The following is an 18,287-nucleotide window of genomic DNA, read 5'->3' as shown; positions in this document are numbered from 1 at the left end:
CAGGAGCACCGGCAGCAGGGCAACCGCAGCCGCAAGGCGCGACGCCCATTGAAATTTTTCCCACCCCCCTCCGGAGATCTGATTCCATTTGGGGACGAACGAGACGTGACGCAACGTGACCCGCAGCAACCATTTTGACTCTGAGATACGACCAAGGGATTAGTGCGCCCTGGCATATTTCGTTACCGAGAACACCAACCGACTCGCTCGATGAGGTGACAATGGCCCAACTCACGAAACACTTCGGCAAGATCGCCAACAGCCTGCCCATCCCGCATCTGCTGGAGCTGCAGGTGGACTCCTACCTCAAATTTCTGCAGCGGGACGAACCGCCGGCCAGCCGCGCCGATTTCGGGCTGGAGGCCGTGTTCCGCTCCGTGTTCCCCATTGAGGACTTCAACCGCACCGCCAGCCTGGAGTACGTGAGCTACGTCATCCAGGAACCCAAGTACGACGAGGACGAGTGCCTGGCCAAGGGACTCACCTACGAAACGCCCCTGCGCCTCATCGTGCGCCTGGTGGTCTTCGATGTGGACGAGGAGTCCGGCTCCCGCACCATCCGCGACATCAAGGAGCAGGACATTTATTTCGGCACCCTGCCGTTGATGACCGACAAGGGCACCTTCATCATCAACGGGACCGAGCGCGTCATCGTCAATCAGCTCCAGCGCTCGCCCGGCATCATTTTCGAGCACGATTCCGGCAAGACCCACTCCAGCCGCAAGGTGCTGTATTCCTGCCGCATCATCCCCATGCGCGGTTCCTGGCTGGACTTCGACTTCGACCACAAGGACATTCTGTACGTCCGCATCGACCGCCGCAGGAAAATGCCCGCCACCATCCTGTTCAAGGCCATGGGCATGACCAAGACGGACATCCTCGACTACTTCTATGACCACGAAGAGTACATCTTCAACGGCGAGCGCGTGCTGCGCAAGATCCGCGAGGATCAGTACCGCAAGGAAGACGCCTACGTCGACATCGAGCTCTCCGACGGCAAGGTGCTGGTCAAGCGCGGGCGGCCCATCACCAAGGCCAACTGGCGCAAAATGATCAAGGACGGTTTGTCGGCCATCGAGGTCGCCCCGGACACCTTGATTGGCCAGTACCTGGCTCACGACATCGTTGACGCCGACACCGGCGAGGTTGTGGCCGAGGCCGCGCAGGAGATCTCCGCCGACCTCATTGAGCGCGTTCGCGGCCAGAACGTCAACGAAATCAGTGTGCTTTTCACCAGGGGCATGGACGTGTCCTCGTCCATGCGCGACACCCTCGCCGCAGACAAGACCACGGACATGGCCAGCGCGCAGATCGAGATCTACCGCCGCCTGCGCCCCAGCTCGCCGCCCACCGCTGAAATCGCCGCGAGCTTCTTCGAGAATCTCTTCCGCAACGCGGACTACTATGACCTGTCCACCGTGGGACGCTACAAGCTCAACATCCGGCTGGACATAACCGAGAGCCTGGAGCTGCGCACCCTGACCAACGAGGACATCCTCAAGGCCGTCAAGCTTCTCGTGCGCTTGAAAGACTCCCATGGCCCGGCCGACGACATCGACCACCTGGGCAACCGCCGCGTGCGCCCCGTGGGCGAATTGGTGGAGAACCAGTACCGCATCGGACTGGTGCGCATGGAGCGCGCCATCAAGGAGCGCATGAGCCTGCAGGAAGTGTCCACGCTCATGCCTCACGATCTCATCAATCCCAAGCCGGTGGCCGCGGTGCTGAAGGAGTTCTTCGGAACCAGCCAGCTCTCGCAGTTCATGGACCAGACCAACGCCCTGTCCGAGGTGACGCACAAGCGCCGCCTTTCGGCCCTGGGCCCTGGCGGCCTGACCCGCGAGCGCGCGGGCTTCGAGGTGCGCGACGTGCACACCTCCCACTATGGCCGCATTTGCCCCATTGAAACGCCCGAAGGACCGAACATCGGCCTCATCGTGTCGCTCACCACGTATGCCCGCGTGAACGACTACGGCTTCATTGAGACCCCCTTCCGCGTGGTGCAGGACGGTCGGGCAGGCGACGAGATCGTCTGGATGGACGCCAGCCGCGAGGCTGGCGAGGCCGTGGCCCAGGCCAGCCTGCCGCTTGACGAGAACAACGAGATTCTGCCCGCGCTGGTGCAGGCGCGCCAGGCCGGCGACCCCAACTTCGTGCCCAAGGAGCAAGTCACGCTCATGGACATCAGCCCCAGCCAGATCGTTTCGATCTCCGCCGCGCTGATCCCCTTCCTTGAGCATGACGACGCCAACCGCGCGCTCATGGGCTCCAACATGCAGCGCCAGGCCGTGCCGCTGCTCAAGTGCGAGGTGCCGCTTGTGGGCACCGGCATGGAAGGCGTGGTGGCCCGCGATTCCGGCGCCTGCATCCTGGCCAAGGGTGACGGCGTGGTCCATTTCGCCGACGCCGAACGGCTCATCGTGAACTATGACGAGGCCGTGGCCCCGAACACCGGTGGCGCCATCCACTACGAGCTGCAGAAATGGCACAAGTCGAACCAGAACTCCTGCTTCGGACAGCGTCCCTGTGTGCACGTGGGCCAGCGCGTGAAGAAGGGCGAGGTCATGGCCGACGGCCCCGGCATCCGCGACGGCGAGCTTGCCTTGGGCAAGAACCTGCTGGTGGCCTTCACCCCCTGGTGCGGCTACAACTACGAAGACTCCATCCTCATCAGCGAACGCGTGGTGAAGGAGGACGTGTACACCTCCGTACATATCGAGGAGTTCGAGGTGGTCGCCCGCGACACCAAGCTCGGACCCGAAGAGATCACCCGCGACATTCCCAACGTCTCCGAGGAGATGCTCCGCAATCTTGACGACTGCGGCATCATCCGCCTGGGCGCCAAGGTGGTGCCCGACGACATTCTGGTGGGCAAGATCACCCCCAAGGGCGAGACCCAGCTTACCCCGGAAGAAAAACTCCTGCGCGCCATCTTCGGCGACAAGGCGCGCGACGTGAAGAACACTTCCCTCAAGGTTCCGCCCGGAATCGAGGGCACGGTGGTGGATGTGAAGGTCTTCAACCGCCGCAGCGGCGAGAAGGATGACCGCACCATCCAGATTGAGCAGAACGCGCTTTCCGACTTCGACATGAAGGAGCTGAAGCACGTGGCCGCCCTGACCGACAACGTGCGCGAGCGCGTGTGGTCCGTGGCCGAGAACAAGCAGATCGCCCAGCCCATCATGGGCAAGAAGAAGGGCGAGGTGCTTCTGGACGCCGGGCATCCCCTCACCCGCGAAGTGCTCGACGACCTGCCCCTCAAGAAGCTGTCCGGCATGTTCTCCTCCAAGGACGTGAACGACGCCATCCGCGGCATCCTGGCCGACTACGAGCGCCAGGTGAAGTTCATCAAGGCCGTGTACGACAACAAGCGCGAAAAGGTCACCGAGGGCGATGACCTGCCCCCGGGCGTCATCAAGATGGTCAAGGTCTACGTCGCCGTGAAGCGCAAGCTCTCCGTGGGCGACAAGATGGCCGGCCGTCACGGCAACAAGGGCGTCGTGTCCTGCATCCTGCCCGAGGAGGACATGCCCTTCTTCGCCGACGGCACGCCCATGGACATCGTGCTGAACCCGCTGGGCGTGCCCTCGCGCATGAACATCGGCCAGATCATGGAGACCCACCTCGGCTGGGCCGCCCGCGAACTGGGCGCTCAGATCGCCCAGATGGTGGAGAGCGGCCAGGCCATGGACCAGGTGCGCAAGGACATCTCCGCCGTGTTCGGCTCCAAGGAGATCGACGCGCTCATCCAGGGCATGGACGACGAGGAGCTCAAGGCCGCTGCCAAGACCGTGGCCAAGGGCATCATCACCAAGACCCCGGTGTTCGACGGCGCGGAGGAAGAGGAGATCTGGGGCTGGCTTAAGCACGCCGGCCTGCCCGACGACGGCAAGATCACCCTCTACGACGGCCGCACCGGCGAGCCCTTCCACAACCGCGTCACCGTGGGTGTGATGTATATGCTTAAATTGCATCACTTGGTCGACGAGAAGATCCACGCCCGTTCCACCGGCCCATACAGCCTGGTGACCCAGCAGCCGCTTGGCGGCAAGGCCCAGTTCGGCGGCCAGCGTCTGGGCGAAATGGAAGTGTGGGCGCTGGAGGCCTACGGCGCAGCGTACCTCTTGCAGGAGTTCCTCACCGTCAAGAGCGACGACGTCTCCGGCCGCGTGAAGATGTACGAGAAGATCGTCAAGGGCGACAACTTCCTTGAGGCCGGGCTGCCCGAAAGCTTCAACGTGCTCATCAAGGAGCTTATGTCGCTGGGCCTGGATGTGAACCTCATCCAGGACGAGAAGAAAAAGCCCGTGAGACGGCCGCAGTAGGGCAGGGCGGGGGCTTCCCCGGCCCCCTTGCCCGACCCGCCGCCTGATTCGGGTGGCCCGCTTGCGGGCCCATAAAGGGAACTCTCAAACTTACGAGGGAACTTCATGACCTTGGACGAATTGTTCACCCAGCGTGGAGCGCCGAGCCTTGGCATTGCCGGACGCAATCTCAAGGCTATTCAGATATCCATCGCCTCTCCCGAAAAGATCCGTGAATGGAGCTTCGGCGAGGTGAAGAAGCCGGAGACCATCAACTACCGCACCTTCAAGCCGGAGCGCGATGGCCTGTTCTGCGCCAAGATCTTCGGACCCGTGAAGGACTACGAGTGCAATTGCGGCAAGTACAAGCGCATGAAGCACCGCGGCATCGTGTGCGAAAAGTGCGGCGTCGAGGTCATCGCCTCCAAGGTCCGCCGCGAGCGCATGGGCCACATCGAACTGGCCGCTCCGGTGGCGCACATCTGGTTCTTGAAGACCCTGCCTTCCAAGATCGGCACCCTGCTCGACATCACCATGGCCGATCTGGAGAAGGTGCTGTACTTCGACTCGTATATCGTGCTCGATCCGGGCGACACCAGCCTGAAACGCTTGCAGGTGCTTGGCGAGGACCAGTATCTCCAGGTCATCGACCACTATGGCGAGGACGTGGTGAAGGTTGGCATGGGCGCCGAGACCGTACGCAAGCTGCTCGAGGCCATCAACCTTGAGGAACTGCGCGCCAGCCTGCGCGAGGAGAGCGCCACCACCCGCTCCCAGACCAAAAAGAAGAAGCTCACCAAGCGCCTCAAGATTGTTGAGGCCTTCATCGATTCCGGCAACAAGCCGGAGTGGATGGTCATGGAGGTCGTCCCGGTCATCCCGCCCGAGCTGCGCCCCCTGGTGCCCCTGGACGGCGGCCGTTTCGCCACCTCCGACCTGAACGATCTGTACCGCCGCGTCATCAACCGCAACAACCGCCTGAAGCGGCTTTTGGAGCTCGGCGCGCCGGACATCATCATCCGCAATGAAAAGCGTATGTTGCAGGAAGCCGTTGACGCTTTGTTCGACAACGGCCGCCGCGGCCGCGCCATCACCGGCACCAACGGCCGCCCGCTGAAGTCCCTGTCCGACATGATCAAGGGCAAGCAGGGCCGCTTCCGCCAGAACCTGCTGGGCAAGCGCGTGGACTACTCCGGCCGTTCGGTCATCGTGGTGGGCCCGAGCCTCAAGCTGCACCAGTGCGGCCTGCCAAAGAAGATGGCGCTCGAACTCTTCAAGCCCTTCATCTACTCCGAGCTTGAGAAGCGCGAGATCGCCACCACCATCAAGAGCGCCAAGAAGATGGTGGAGCGCGAGGACCTTGTTGTCTGGGACATTCTGGAAGACGTTGTGCGCGAGTACCCCATTCTGCTGAACCGCGCGCCCACCCTGCACCGCCTCGGCATCCAGGCCTTTGAGCCGCAGCTGGTGGAAGGCAAGGCCATCCAGCTGCACCCGCTGGTGTGCGCCGCGTACAACGCGGACTTTGACGGCGACCAGATGGCCGTGCACGTTCCGCTCTCCGTTGAGGCGCAGATCGAGTGCCGCGTGCTCATGATGAGCTCCAACAACATCCTCTCGCCGGCCAACGGCAGCCCGGTCATCAACCCCAGCCAGGACATCGTTCTTGGCTTGTATTACTTGACCACCGCCCGCAGCTTTGAGAAGGGCGAGGGCATGGTCTTCACCGATCCCTGGGAGGTCACCGCCGCCCACCACGCCGGGCACCTGGGCCTGCACGCCCGCATCAAATGCCGTGTGCACGGCGTGCTCACCGAAACCACCTGCGGCCGCATCATCGTGGGTGAGCTTCTGCCCGAGAAGCTGGGCTTCGAGAACGTCAACCTTGTGTTGAACAAGAAGAATATCGGCCGTCTGGTGACCATGGCCTACCGCACCGCCGGGACCAAGGCCACGGTCATCCTCTGCGACAAGCTGAAAAGCCTGGGCTACGAATACGCCACCCGCGCCGGCATCACCATCGGCGTGAAGGACCTCAAGATTCCGGACAAGAAGCCCGCCCTCATCCAGGCCGCCCAGCAGGAGGTCGAGGACATCGAGGGCCAGTACCGCGAGGGCATCATCACCCGCACGGAGAAGTACAACAAGGTCGTGGACGTGTGGACCAAGACCACCAACGAGGTCTCCCTGCAGATGATGGAGGAGATTTCGCGCGACACGGTCATCGACGCCAAGACCGGCGAGGCCGAAGTCAACGCGAGCTTCAACCCCATCTACATGATGGCCACCTCCGGCGCCCGAGGCAACCAGGACCAGATGCGCCAGTTGGCCGGTATGCGCGGCCTCATGGCCAAGCCGTCGGGCGAAATCATCGAGACCCCCATCACCGCGAGCTTCCGCGAGGGCCTCTCGGTGCTCCAGTACTTCAACTCCACCCACGGCGCACGCAAAGGTCTTGCCGACACCGCGCTCAAGACGGCGAACTCCGGCTACCTTACCCGCCGCCTGGTGGACGTGGTCCAGGACGTCACCGTGTGCGAGATCGACTGCGGCACCGTGGACGGGCTGGAGCTCACGCACTACATCAAGGACGGCGAGATCAAGCAGCGCCTGGCCGAGCGCGTGCTTGGCCGCACCACCATGTTCCCCGTGTACGATGAAGACACCGGCGAGCTCATTGTGGACGCCTGCACGCTCATCGACGAGACCATCGCCGAGAAGATCGACAAGAGCGGCATCAACTCCATCACCATTCGCTCCGGCCTTACCTGCAAGAGCCCGCAGGGCGTGTGCGCCATGTGCTACGGCCGAGATTTGGCGCGGGGCCATCTGGTGAACGTTGGAGAAACCGTGGGCATCATCGCCGCGCAGAGCATCGGCGAACCCGGCACCCAGCTCACCATGCGCACCTTCCACATCGGCGGCACGGCGAGCCGTGAAATCGAGCAGTCCAGCGTCGAGGCGCAGCACAACGGCCGCGTGGTCTTCTCGCGTATGCGCAACGTCACCAACTCCGAAGGGCAGGTGATGGTGCTGGGCAAGAGCTGCCAGGTGGGCGTGGTGGACGACCAGGGCCGCGAGAGGGAGAAGTACACGCTGCCCTCCGGCGCGCGTCTGCTCGTCACCGAGGGCGAGCCCATCAAGAAGGGCCAGCAGATCGCGGAATGGGACCCCTTCAACGAGCCGTTCATCGCGGACGTCGAAGGCATCGTGCACTTCCGCGACATCATCGAAGGCAAGACCTATCAGGAGCGCGTTGACGACATGACCCAGCGCGCCACCTATACCATCATCGAGTACCGCACCACCAACTTCAAGCCCATGCTCTCCATCACGGACGAGAAGGGCAACGTGGTCACCCGGCCCGGCAGCCAGCTCAAGGCCGAGTTCCCCATGCCGGTGGGCGCCATCCTCATGATCAAGGACGGCGACGAAATCAAGGCCGGCGACATCGTCGCCCGCCGCCCGCGCGAGTCCTCCAAGACCAAGGACATCGTCGGCGGTCTGCCGCGCGTCGCCGAGCTCTTCGAGGTTCGCAAGCCCAAGGACCAGGCCATCGTCAGCGAGATCGACGGCATCGTGACCTACGGGGCCGAAAGCAAGGGCAAGCGCAAGATCGTGGTCATTCCCGAAACGGGCGAGAGCAAGGAATACCTGATCCCCAAGGGCAAGCACATCACCGTCCAGGAAGGCGACTTCGTGGAGGCGGGCGACCTCTTGACCGAAGGCTATCCCGAACTGCACGACATTCTCAAGATCAAGGGCGAGAAGTATCTGGCCCGCTATCTTGTGGAGGAAGTGCAGAACGTCTACCGCGTGCAGAGCGTTAACATCAACGACAAGCACATCGAGATCATCGTGCGGCAGATGCTCAAGAAGGTGAGCATTCTTGATCCGGGCGATACCAGCTTCCTCATCGGCGAGCAGGTTGACAAGGTGCGCTTCATGGAAGAGAACAGCGCCGTCATCGCCAAGGGCGGCGCTCCCGCGACTGCGGAAACGCTTGTGCTGGGCATTACCCAGGCGTCGTTGTCCACGGATTCCTTCATCTCCGCCGCAAGCTTCCAGGAGACGACCAAGGTGCTTACCGAGGCCTCTCTTTCCGGAAAAAGCGACGCCTTGCGCGGCCTGAAGGAGAACGTCATCGTGGGACGGTTGATTCCGGCCGGCACCGGCTATCGCCAGTACGCCGACGCCGAGATCACCGTGCCCGACCAGCCGGAGCGTCCCGACAAGTTCCTTGAGGACTTGGAAGACGACCCGCTGCTCATTGAACCGATTTAGGACGCCTGGCGATCAGGCGTAGAACGACAGAAAGGGCGGGCCCTTGCACAGGCGCCCGCCCATCTTCCCGCCCCCGGGGAAGTGGCGAGGGGCTTGACAACGGGCCGCTTCCGGAATAAGAGCGGTCCTCTTGCATTGTATTTAAGCAATTTTTCGGAGGGTTCATGCCTACTATCAGCCAGTTGATCCGCAAGTCGCGCAAACAGATCGGCAAGCGCAAGAAGACCCCGGCACTGCTGGAATGTCCGCAGCGCCGCGGCGTGTGCACCCGCGTGTACACCACCACGCCCAAGAAGCCGAACTCGGCCTTGCGTAAGGTCGCCCGCGTGCGCCTGACCAACGGCATCGAGGTCACCGCGTACATTCCCGGCGAGGGTCACAACCTTCAGGAGCACTCGGTTGTGCTCATCCGCGGCGGCCGCGTGAAGGACCTTCCCGGTGTCCGTTACCACATCATCCGCGGCACGCTCGACACCGCCGGCGTGTCCGATCGTCGCCAGGGCCGTTCCAAGTACGGCGCCAAGCGCCCGAAGTAACGCCAGGGAAGGAGAGAGAACATGCCCCGCAAAGGTCCCGTCACCAAGCGTCAGGTCCTGCCTGATCCGGTCTACGGCAGCCGCATGGCCGCCAAGTTCATCAACCGCCTCATGTACGACGGCAAGAAGAGCACCGCTGAGCGCATCTTCTACAGCGCCCTCGAAATGCTTGGCGAGAAGAGCAAGGAAGATCCCATCCGCGCCTTTGAAAAGGCGCTGGACAATGTGCGCCCCCACACCGAGGTGAAGAGCCGCCGCGTTGGCGGCGCCACCTACCAGGTGCCCATGGAGGTGCGTCCCGACCGCCAGAGCGCCCTGGCCATTCGCTGGGTCATCAGCTACTCCCGCTCCCGCGGCGAGAAGGGCATGGTCGACCGTCTGTCCGGCGAGCTGCTGGACGCCTTCAACAATCGCGGCGGCGCCGTGAAGAAGAAGGAAGAAACCCACAAGATGGCCGAGGCCAACAAAGCCTTCGCCCACTACCGCTGGTAGTCACGGAGAGCACACGTGTCCAAAGTCGTCCCCAGCGAGAGGCAGCGCAACATCGGCATCATGGCCCACATTGACGCCGGAAAGACCACGACCACCGAGCGCATCCTCTATTATACCGGCGTGTCCCACAAGATCGGCGAAGTCCATGACGGCCAGGCCACCATGGACTGGATGGTGCAGGAGCAGGAGCGCGGCATCACCATCACCAGCGCCGCCACCACCTGCTTCTGGCGCGAGCACCGCGTCAACATCATCGATACCCCGGGCCACGTCGACTTCACCATGGAAGTCGAGCGCAGCCTCCGCGTGCTCGACGGCGCCGTGGCCGTGTTCGACGCCGTGGCCGGCGTGGAGCCCCAGTCCGAGACCGTGTGGCGCCAGGCCGACCGCTACCGGGTGCCTCGCATCGCCTTCGTGAACAAGATGGACCGCGTGGGCGCGAACTACTTCCGCTGCGTGGACATGATCCGCGATCGCCTGGGCGCCAAGCCCGTTCCGCTGCACATCCCCATCGGCAGCGAGGACCAGTACACCGGCATGGTGGACTTGGTGCGCGGCAACGCCATCGTCTATGGCGACAACACCGATAAGGGGGCGAGCTTCGACATTGTTGAGGTTCCCGCCGATCTCAAGGACAAGTACGACGAACTGCGTCAGGTGATGCTGGAGGCCGTGGTCGAGGAAGACGAGGCCCTGATGGAGAAGTACCTCGCCGGGGATGAACTCTCCGTCGACGAGATCATCCAGGGCATCCGCAGCGCCACCATCGCCATGAAGATATGCCCGGTGCTGTGCGGCACCGCCTTCCGCAACAAGGGTGTGCAGCCCCTGCTGGACGCCGTTGTGGACTACCTGCCTTCGCCCATCGACATTCCTCCCATGGTCGGCGCCAATCCCGACAACGAGGAAGAGAAGATCGAGTGCCCCTGCGACGCGGGCAAGCCCCTGGCCGCACTGGCCTTCAAGCTCATGACCGACCCCTTTGTCGGCCACTTGACCTTCCTGCGCGTGTATTCCGGCCGCATCGAGTCCGGCGCCACCGTTGTGAACGCGGGCAATGGCAAGAAGGAGCGCATCGGCCGCCTCTTGAAGATGCACGCCAACAAGCGTGAGGAAATCAAGGAAGCCCTCGCCGGAGACATCGTCGCCGCCGTCGGCTTGAAGAGCGTCTCCACCGGCGACACCCTGGCCGACCTCAAGGCCCCCGTGGTCCTTGAGTCCCTGGATGTTCCCGAGCCGGTCATCGAGGTCGCCATCGAGCCCAAGACCAAGGCCGACCGCGACCTGCTCTCCCAGAGCCTCGCCAAGCTGACCAAGGAGGACCCCTCCTTCCGCGTCAAGGGCGACGAGGAAACCGGCCAGACCCTTATCGCGGGCATGGGCGAACTGCACCTTGAAATCATCGTTGACCGCCTGCTGCGCGAGTTCAACGTGAACGCCAATGTTGGCGCTCCCCGCGTGGCCTACCGCGAAACCATCACCAAGCCTGCCAAGGCTGACATGAAGCACGCCAAGCAGACCGGCGGCCGTGGCCAGTATGGTCACGTCGTCATCGAGATCGAGCCGAATCCGGCTGGCGGCTACGTGTTCGAGGACGAGATCAAGGGCGGCGTGATCCCCAAGGAATACATCGCCCCTGTTGACCGCGGCATCCAGGACGCCCTCAAGAATGGCATCCAGGCCGGATTCCCCGCCGTGGACATCAAGGTCCGGCTCGTGTTCGGCTCCTACCATGAGGTGGACTCCAGCGAGCAGGCCTTCTACGTCGCCGGTTCCATGGCCATCAAGGAAGCCTGCCAGAAGGCCGGCCCCGTTCTGCTTGAGCCCATCATGAGCGTCGAGGTCGTCACTCCCGAGGAGTACCTCGGCGATGTCATGGGCGACTTGAACGGCCGTCGTGGCCGCGTGAGCAACCTGGAGGCGCGCGTCTCCTCCCAGGTCATCCGCTCCCAGGTGCCCCTGTCCAACATGTTCGGCTACGCCACGGACCTGCGTTCGCGCACCCAGGGCCGCGCCACCTTCACCATGCAGTTCGACCACTACGAGCAGGTGCCGGGCAGCATTGCCGAAGAGATCATGAAGAAGAAATAGCGTGTTCCGTGCCGCGCTCCGCTTTTCCCCTTGACAGGCGAGAAGCGGAGCGCGTATGGCAACGTTCCGCGTCAAGAAAAATTTCCGGGGGCTGTCCCCGGGCCCATATGTCGAGAACCAGTTAACCCCCAGCATTTCCGCAGAGCCGAGGGCGCATGGGCGCCACTGGCGAGGGGCCTACAAGCCCCCGGAAACGAAGGAGAGTTTATGGCTGCGATGACGAGCGACCGTATTCGGATCAAGCTCAAGGCCTACGATTACCGCATCCTGGACAAGGCGGTGACGGAAATCGTCGATACCGCCCGGAACACCGGAGCGGCCATCGCTGGTCCTGTGCCTTTGCCCACCAACTTCCACAAGACCACAGTCCAGCGTTCCGTTCACGTGGACAAGAAGTCCCGCGAGCAGTTCGAGATGCGCATCCACAAGCGCCTGCTCGATATCCTGGAGCCCACCCAGCAGACCGTCGACGCCCTTGGCAAGCTTTCCTTGCCTGCCGGTGTTGACGTTGAGATCAAGCTGTAGGGAGGTGCGAGACATGGCAAAAACTCTCGGACTCCTCGGACGCAAACTTGGCATGACCAGGATTTTCGCGGATGACGGCACGGTTGTGCCCGTCACCCTCATTTCCGCCGGTCCCTGCCCTGTGCTCCAGGTCAAGACCTCGGACAAGGAAGGGTACAACGCCCTGCAGGTCGGTTTCGACGCCATCCCCGAACGCAAGGTGAACAAGCCGGAAAAGGGCCACCAGTCCAAGGCCGGCAAGGGCTTCTACCGCCACCTGAAGGAATTCCCCCTTGACGCCGTGGACGGCTACGAAGTCGGCCAGGACATCACTGTGGACATCTTTCAGCCCGGCGAGAAGGTCAAGGTCACCGGCACCTCCAAGGGCAAGGGCTTTCAGGGCGTCATGAAGCGGTACAATTTCCGCGGTCTGAAGGCCACCCACGGCGCGGAGAAGGTTCACCGCTCCGCAGGTTCCGTTGGCACCAACACCGAACCCTCGCGCGTGTTCAAGGGCAAGAAGATGGCCGGACACATGGGGGACGAGCGCGTCACCCTGCCCAGCGTCGAGATCGTTGATGTCCGCCCCGAGGAGAACATCATCGTGGTCAAGGGCCAGGTGCCCGGCTGCAAAAACGGCTTGGTGATGATCCGCAAGGCCGGGTAGAGGGAACAAATTATGGCAACTGTCACCATATTCGACCAGATGAAGAAGGAAGTGGGCAGCCTCGAACTGTCCCCGGAGATCTTTGAGGTGGAGGTCCGCCCCGAGATCCTGCACTTCGTTGTGCGTGCTCAGCTGGCCGCCAAGCGTGCCGGGACCCACTCGGTCAAGACCCGTGCCTTTGTCTCCGGCGGCGGCAAGAAGCCCTGGAAGCAGAAGGGCACCGGCCACGCCCGGGCTGGCTCCAACCGCTCCCCTGTGTGGCGCGGCGGCGCGATCATCTTCGGCCCCCAGCCCCGCAGCTACGAGTTCAAGGTGAACCGGAAGGTCCGGCGTCTGGCGCTCAAAATGGCGCTGACCTCCAGGCTGCTTGAGGACAACCTCATGGTCCTCAAGGGCATCGACATGCCGGAGATCAAGACCAAGTCGTTCGCCGAGATCGTCAAGAACCTTGGCTTGGAAAAGGCCTTGATTGTTTTCAAGGAAGCAGATAATAACCTGCTTCTTTCAGCGCGTAACGTGCCCGGAATCAAGCTCCTCCCGGCTGATAAGATCAACGCCTACGATGTGTTGCTCTATCCCAAGCTGGTCATGCTTGAGAACGCGGCCGTTTCCGTTCAGGAGAGGTTGAAGTAGTATGGACTACACCAAAATCATCATTCGGCCCGTCATCACCGAGAAGGCCAACCTCGCCAAGGAGTACCTCAACCAGGTCTCCTTTGTGGTCGCCCCTGGCGCCAACAAGATCGAGGTCAAGCGTGCCGTTGAGGCCGCCTTCGGCGTTCATGTCGAGGCTGTGAACATCGTCCGCAGGCGTCCTTCTCGTCGGCTCCGCCACGGGCGGACCATCGGCAAGGTCGCAGGATTCAAGAAGGCCTACGTCACCCTCGCCGAGGGCGACAAAATCGAGTTCTTCGAGGGAGTCTAGCCATGTCCATCCGTAAGGTTAAACCCACTTCGGCTGGACGCCGCTTCCAGACCATTTCGACGTTCGAGGAGATCACCCGGAGCACCTCCGAGCCCTCGCTCACCGTTGGTCTTTCGAAGAAGTCCGGTCGCAACCACTTTGGCCGCATCACCTCCCGTCGTCGCGGCGGCGGGCACAAGCGCCTGTATCGCATCATCGACTTCCGTCGTGACAAGTCCGGCATTCCGGCCAAGGTCGCGCATGTGGAGTATGATCCGAACCGCAGCGCCCGCATCGCCTTGCTGCATTACGCTGACGGCGAGAAGCGCTACATCCTGGCCCCCCTCGGCCTTAACGTGGGCGACCAGATTCTTGCCGGCGACACCGCCGACATCAAGCCCGGCAACGCGCTGATGCTGTCCAAGATTCCGGTCGGCACCGTCATCCACAACGTTGAGTTGCACCCCGGACGTGGCGGTCAGTTCTGCCGCGCCGCAGGTGCCTATGCCCAGCTTGTGGCCAAGGAAGGCGCGTACGCACTGCTGCGCCTGCCCTCCGGCGAAGTCCGCAAGGTGCTCTCCCACTGCATGGCCACCATCGGCCAGGTGGGCAACATCCACCATGAGAAGGTCGCCTTGGGCAAGGCCGGCCGCAACCGTTGGAAGGGGCGTCGTCCCGAGGTTCGCGGCGTTGCCATGAACCCTGTCGACCACCCGTTGGGCGGTGGTGAGGGCAGAAGCTCCGGCGGTCGCCACCCGGTTTCTCCGTGGGGTATGCCGAGCAAGGGCTACAAGACCCGCAAGCCGAAGAAGTCGTCCTCGAAGCTCATCGTCAAGCGCCGCGGGCAGAAGTAGGAGTAGCACATGGCCAGATCTATCAAAAAAGGCCCCTTCGTGGACGGCCACCTTCAGACGAAGGTCGATACCGCCAACGAGAACAAGGACCGCCGCGTCATCAAAACCTGGTCCCGCAGGTCCACCATACTTCCGGAAATGGTCGGGCTCACCTTTGCCGTCCACAACGGCCGGAAATTCATTCCCGTGTTCGTTACCGAGAACATGGTCGGGCACAAGCTGGGCGAATTCGCCCCAACCCGCACCTTCTTCGGCCACGCCGCGGACAAGAAAGCCAAGGGCAAGTAGGGAGCGTAACCAATGGAAGCCAAAGCTATCGCCAAGTACCTGCGCGTTTCCCCGCGCAAGGTGCGCCTCGTGGCGGAGAACATTAAGGGCAAGCCCGTTGAGGATGCGCTGAACATCCTGAAGTTCACGCCCAAGAAATCGGCTCAGCTCATCAGCAAGGTGCTGTATTCGGCCATCGCCAACGCCGGACAGATTCCCGGCTGCGACGTTGACGCCCTCGTGGTCGGCAATGTGATGGTGAACGAGGGTCCGTCCTGGAAGCGCATCATGCCCCGTGCAATGGGCCGCGCCTACCGGATCCACAAGCGCACCAGCCACATAACCGTCATCGTTAAGGAAAAGTAGGGGGGCGCCATGGGTCAGAAAGTACATCCGGTCGGATTCCGCCTGGGCTACAATAAGAACTGGCTCTCCCGCTGGTTCAGCAAGAAGGACTATCCCGCCTTCATGCTTCAGGACGACCAGCTGCGGAAATACGTCAAGAAGAAGCTGTACCACGCCGGTCTCGCCAAGATCGAGATCGAGCGCGCCGGCGGAAAAGTGCGCCTGGTGCTGCACACTGCCCGCCCGGGCATTGTCATTGGCCGCAAGGGCGCTGAGATTGAAAAGCTGCGTGAAGACCTGAAGAAGGAATTCGGCTGTGACATCACCATTGAGGTGAATGAGATCCGCCGTCCCGAGGTCGAGGCCCAGCTGGTCGCCGAGAGCATCGCCACCCAGCTTGAGCGTCGCGTCGCCTTCCGTCGCGCCATGAAGCGCACCGTCGCCCTGTCCCGCAAGTTCGGGGCCGAGGGCATCAAGGTCGCGTGCGCAGGCCGACTGGCTGGCGCTGAAATCGCCCGCTCCGAATGGTACCGCGATGGCCGCGTGCCCCTGCATACGCTCCGCGCCGACATCGACTTCGGCTACGCCATGGCCAAGACCACCTATGGTGTCATTGGCGTGCGGGTGTGGATCTTCAAGGGTGAGATACTCGACGAGGTAGGTAAGTAATGCTCGCGCCAAAGAAACTGAAATTCCGGAAGAAGCAGAAGGGCCGGATCAAGGGGCCTGCCGTCAAGGGCAGCACCATCGCCTTTGGCGACGTCGCCTTGAAGACCTTGGAGCCCGGTAAGATCTCGAGCCAGCAGATCGAGGCCGCCCGTATCGCCATCATGCGCCACATCAAGCGCGGCGGTAAGGTCTGGATCCGCATGTTCCCGGATTATCCGGTGACCAAGAAGCCCGCTGAAACCCGCATGGGCTCCGGCAAGGGCGCTCCCGAAGGTTGGGCCGCTCCGGTCCGCGCCGGGCGCATTCTGTATGAAGTGAAGGGCGTGGATCTGGAAGTGGCCAAGACGGCTCTCACTCGCGCCATGCACAAGCTGCCCGTGAAGACCGTCATCGTGGTCAAGGAGGTTGCGGAATAATGAACACCAAAGACATCCGCGCCCTGGACGCCGCCGAGCTGTCCGCCAAGCTGGTCGAGTTCCGCAAGGAGCTCTTCAACCTGCGCTTTCAGCACGCCACCGCGCAGCTGGAGAACACGCAGCGCATACCCGCTGTGAAGAAAGTCATCGCGCGCATCCTGACCGTTCAGCGTCAGCGCGAACTGGGAGCATAAGCCAATGGCCGAAACCACTCACGAAAGCAACCGGCGCACCCTGACCGGGGTTGTGGTGAGCGACAAGGGCGACAAGACCATCGTGGTCTCAGTTGCCACCCTTGTGAAGCACCCCCTGTTCAAGAAGTACATTCGCCGCCGCAAGAAGTTTATGGCCCATGACCCGAACAACGACTGCGGCATTGGCGATACCGTGACCATTGTCGAGCATCGCCCCATGAGCGCGCGCAAGCGTTGGCATCTGTCGAAAATCGTTGAAAAAGCGGTGTAGGTGCAGCCATGATCCAGAGTGAAACCAATCTTGATGTCGCCGACAACTCCGGCGCCAAGCTTGTGTCCTGCATCAAGGTGCTGGGCGGAAGCAAGCGTCGCTACGCTTCGGTGGGCGACATCATCGTCGTGTCCGTGAAGGACGCCATGCCCCATTCCAAGGTGAAGAAGGGCGCCGTGATGAAGGCCGTTGTGGTGCGCACCAAGAAGGAAGTGGGCCGTCCCGATGGCTCCTTCATCAAGTTCGACAACAACTCCGCCGTTCTTTTGAACAACGCCAACGAGCCTCTGGGGACCCGCATTTTCGGCCCCGTGGCGCGCGAGCTGCGTCTGAAGAACTTCATGAAGATCGTCTCCCTGGCCCCGGAAGTGCTGTAGCTTCCGGTATTGGGACGAAAGGATAGCATCATGAACTGCAAGATTCGCAAAGACGACAAGGTGATGATCCTTGCCGGCAAGGACAAGGGGAAGATCGGCAAGGTGCTGAAGATCCTTCGCAAGAAGGACAAGGTCCTTGTCGAAGGCGCCAACAAGGTCAGCCGCCACACCAAGGCCAACCCCTACGCCAACCAGCCTGGCGGAATCATCGAGAAGGAAGCCCCGGTGCATGTGTCAAACGTCGCCGTGGTCTGCAACGCCTGCGCCAAGCCCACCCGTGTCGGTTACAGGGTGAACGAGGACGGCAAGAAGGTTCGCTTCTGCAAGAAGTGCAACGAAACCATCCAGTAGGTGTGCGCCATGAGACGGCTTGAAAAAGTGTACAACGAGCGCGTTGCGCCCGAACTGAAGAAACAGTTCGGCTACAAGAGCAGCATGGAGATCCCTCGCGTTGAGAAGATCTCCCTGAACATCGGCCTTGGCGAAGCCAGCCAGAATTCCAAGCTGATCGACGAAGCCGTCGTTGAGTTGACGAAACTCTCCGGTCAGAAGGCTGTGGTCACACGGGCCAAAAAGTCCATCGCCGCCTTCAAGCTTCGTGAGGGACAGCCTGTTGGCTGCCGCGTGACCCTGCGCGGCGACAGCATGTGGGACTTCTACGACAAGCTGGTGTCCTTCGCCCTGCCTCGCGTCCGCGACTTCCGCGGCGTGCCTGACCGTGGCTTTGACGGTCGCGGCAACTTCACCATGGGCATCAAGGAGCACACGATCTTCTTTGAACTGGAGATCGACAAGGTGGAGATGACCAAGGGCATGAACATCACTATCTCCACCACCGCGAAGACGGACAAGGAAGGCAAGCTTCTGCTCGACCTCCTTGGCATGCCTTTCAAAAAATAGGAGGAAACCGGTTTGGCCAGGACGAGTCTCAGGGTGAAAGCCCAACGCAAGCCGAAGTTCAAGGTCCGGGCGTACAATCGTTGCCCCATCTGCGGCCGCTCCAGGGCGTATTTGCGCAAGTACGGCTGTTGCCGCATCTGTTTCCGCAACAAGTCCCTGGCTGGCGAACTCCCCGGCGTGCGCAAAGCCAGCTGGTAAGTCTCAAGGAGAGC

At 62.1% G+C, this 18,287-nt stretch carries 20 protein-coding genes; all 20 read left to right on the top strand.

The window, feature by feature from the left end:
• Positions 1–221: 221 nt before the first annotated feature.
• The 20 genes from rpoB (at position 222) to CHB73_RS02240 (ending at position 18,273) form a co-directional block, all read left to right on the top strand.
• Entirely contained in the window at positions 222–4,325 is a 4,104-nt protein-coding gene (gene rpoB, locus CHB73_RS02335; protein WP_089271671.1) for a DNA-directed RNA polymerase subunit beta, read from the top strand.
• A gap of 105 nt (positions 4,326–4,430) precedes the next feature.
• Positions 4,431–8,588 (top strand): DNA-directed RNA polymerase subunit beta', encoded by a 4,158-nt coding sequence (rpoC, locus tag CHB73_RS02330; RefSeq protein ID WP_089271669.1) that lies wholly within the window; start codon positions 4,431–4,433, stop codon positions 8,586–8,588.
• Between the two features lie 164 nt (positions 8,589–8,752).
• Positions 8,753–9,124 (top strand): 30S ribosomal protein S12, encoded by a 372-nt coding sequence (gene rpsL / locus CHB73_RS02325; RefSeq protein WP_089271667.1) that lies wholly within the window; start codon positions 8,753–8,755, stop codon positions 9,122–9,124.
• 21 nt (positions 9,125–9,145) lie between these two features.
• Positions 9,146–9,616, top strand: coding sequence for a 30S ribosomal protein S7 (rpsG, locus tag CHB73_RS02320; RefSeq protein ID WP_089271664.1), 471 nt, complete (start codon positions 9,146–9,148; stop codon positions 9,614–9,616).
• A 15-nt stretch (positions 9,617–9,631) separates the two neighbouring features.
• Entirely contained in the window at positions 9,632–11,707 is a 2,076-nt protein-coding gene (gene fusA / locus CHB73_RS02315; RefSeq protein ID WP_089271662.1) for an elongation factor G, read from the top strand.
• 207 nt (positions 11,708–11,914) lie between these two features.
• Positions 11,915–12,232, top strand: coding sequence for a 30S ribosomal protein S10 (gene rpsJ / locus CHB73_RS02310; protein ID WP_089271660.1), 318 nt, complete (start codon positions 11,915–11,917; stop codon positions 12,230–12,232).
• Between the two features lie 13 nt (positions 12,233–12,245).
• Positions 12,246–12,878, top strand: a complete 633-nt coding sequence (gene rplC / locus CHB73_RS02305) for a 50S ribosomal protein L3 (RefSeq protein ID WP_089271658.1) — start codon at positions 12,246–12,248, stop codon at positions 12,876–12,878.
• Positions 12,879–12,890: 12 nt separating this feature from the next.
• Complete coding sequence (gene rplD / locus CHB73_RS02300; protein WP_089271656.1) at positions 12,891–13,511, top strand: 50S ribosomal protein L4; 621 nt, start codon at positions 12,891–12,893, stop codon at positions 13,509–13,511.
• Between the two features lies 1 nt (position 13,512).
• Positions 13,513–13,803 carry a 50S ribosomal protein L23 gene (rplW, locus tag CHB73_RS02295; RefSeq protein ID WP_089271654.1) on the top strand — a complete coding sequence of 97 codons (291 nt, stop codon included), beginning with the start codon at positions 13,513–13,515 and terminating at the stop codon, positions 13,801–13,803.
• Between the two features lie 2 nt (positions 13,804–13,805).
• Positions 13,806–14,636: a 50S ribosomal protein L2 gene (rplB, locus tag CHB73_RS02290; protein ID WP_089271652.1), complete on the top strand. Its 831-nt coding sequence runs from the start codon at positions 13,806–13,808 to the stop codon at positions 14,634–14,636.
• Between the two features lie 9 nt (positions 14,637–14,645).
• The gene (gene rpsS, locus CHB73_RS02285) at positions 14,646–14,924 is read left to right on the top strand and encodes a 30S ribosomal protein S19 (protein ID WP_089271650.1); all 279 of its coding nucleotides are present in this window, start codon (positions 14,646–14,648) and stop codon (positions 14,922–14,924) included.
• 12 nt (positions 14,925–14,936) lie between these two features.
• Entirely contained in the window at positions 14,937–15,269 is a 333-nt protein-coding gene (gene rplV, locus CHB73_RS02280; protein WP_089271648.1) for a 50S ribosomal protein L22, read from the top strand.
• A 9-nt stretch (positions 15,270–15,278) separates the two neighbouring features.
• The gene (gene rpsC / locus CHB73_RS02275; RefSeq protein ID WP_089271646.1) at positions 15,279–15,917 is read left to right on the top strand and encodes a 30S ribosomal protein S3; all 639 of its coding nucleotides are present in this window, start codon (positions 15,279–15,281) and stop codon (positions 15,915–15,917) included.
• Positions 15,917–16,333, top strand: coding sequence for a 50S ribosomal protein L16 (gene rplP / locus CHB73_RS02270; protein ID WP_089271644.1), 417 nt, complete (start codon positions 15,917–15,919; stop codon positions 16,331–16,333). The genes rpsC and rplP overlap by 1 nt, the downstream gene beginning before the upstream one ends.
• A complete protein-coding gene (gene rpmC, locus CHB73_RS02265; RefSeq protein WP_089271642.1) occupies positions 16,333–16,527 on the top strand; it encodes a 50S ribosomal protein L29 in 195 nt (64 codons plus the stop codon). Before rplP ends, rpmC begins: the two co-directional genes overlap by 1 nt.
• A 4-nt stretch (positions 16,528–16,531) precedes the next feature.
• On the top strand, positions 16,532–16,798 hold the full coding sequence (rpsQ, locus tag CHB73_RS02260; protein WP_089271640.1) for a 30S ribosomal protein S17: 267 nt from the start codon (positions 16,532–16,534) through the stop codon (positions 16,796–16,798).
• An 8-nt stretch (positions 16,799–16,806) separates the two neighbouring features.
• Complete coding sequence (rplN, locus tag CHB73_RS02255) at positions 16,807–17,175, top strand: 50S ribosomal protein L14 (RefSeq protein ID WP_089271638.1); 369 nt, start codon at positions 16,807–16,809, stop codon at positions 17,173–17,175.
• Positions 17,176–17,205: 30 nt separating this feature from the next.
• Positions 17,206–17,526, top strand: coding sequence for a 50S ribosomal protein L24 (gene rplX, locus CHB73_RS02250; protein WP_089271636.1), 321 nt, complete (start codon positions 17,206–17,208; stop codon positions 17,524–17,526).
• Positions 17,527–17,535: 9 nt separating this feature from the next.
• A complete protein-coding gene (rplE, locus tag CHB73_RS02245) occupies positions 17,536–18,075 on the top strand; it encodes a 50S ribosomal protein L5 (RefSeq protein WP_089271634.1) in 540 nt (179 codons plus the stop codon).
• A gap of 12 nt (positions 18,076–18,087) precedes the next feature.
• Positions 18,088–18,273: a type Z 30S ribosomal protein S14 gene (locus CHB73_RS02240; protein ID WP_089271632.1), complete on the top strand. Its 186-nt coding sequence runs from the start codon at positions 18,088–18,090 to the stop codon at positions 18,271–18,273.
• The last annotated feature ends 14 nt before the right edge of the window (positions 18,274–18,287 follow it).

This window comes from Humidesulfovibrio mexicanus (assembly GCF_900188225.1).
Lineage (GTDB): Bacteria > Desulfobacterota > Desulfovibrionia > Desulfovibrionales > Desulfovibrionaceae > Humidesulfovibrio > Humidesulfovibrio mexicanus.
Note: the sequence above shows the minus strand (reverse complement) of the source record. Positions and strands in the feature narration are given on the sequence as shown.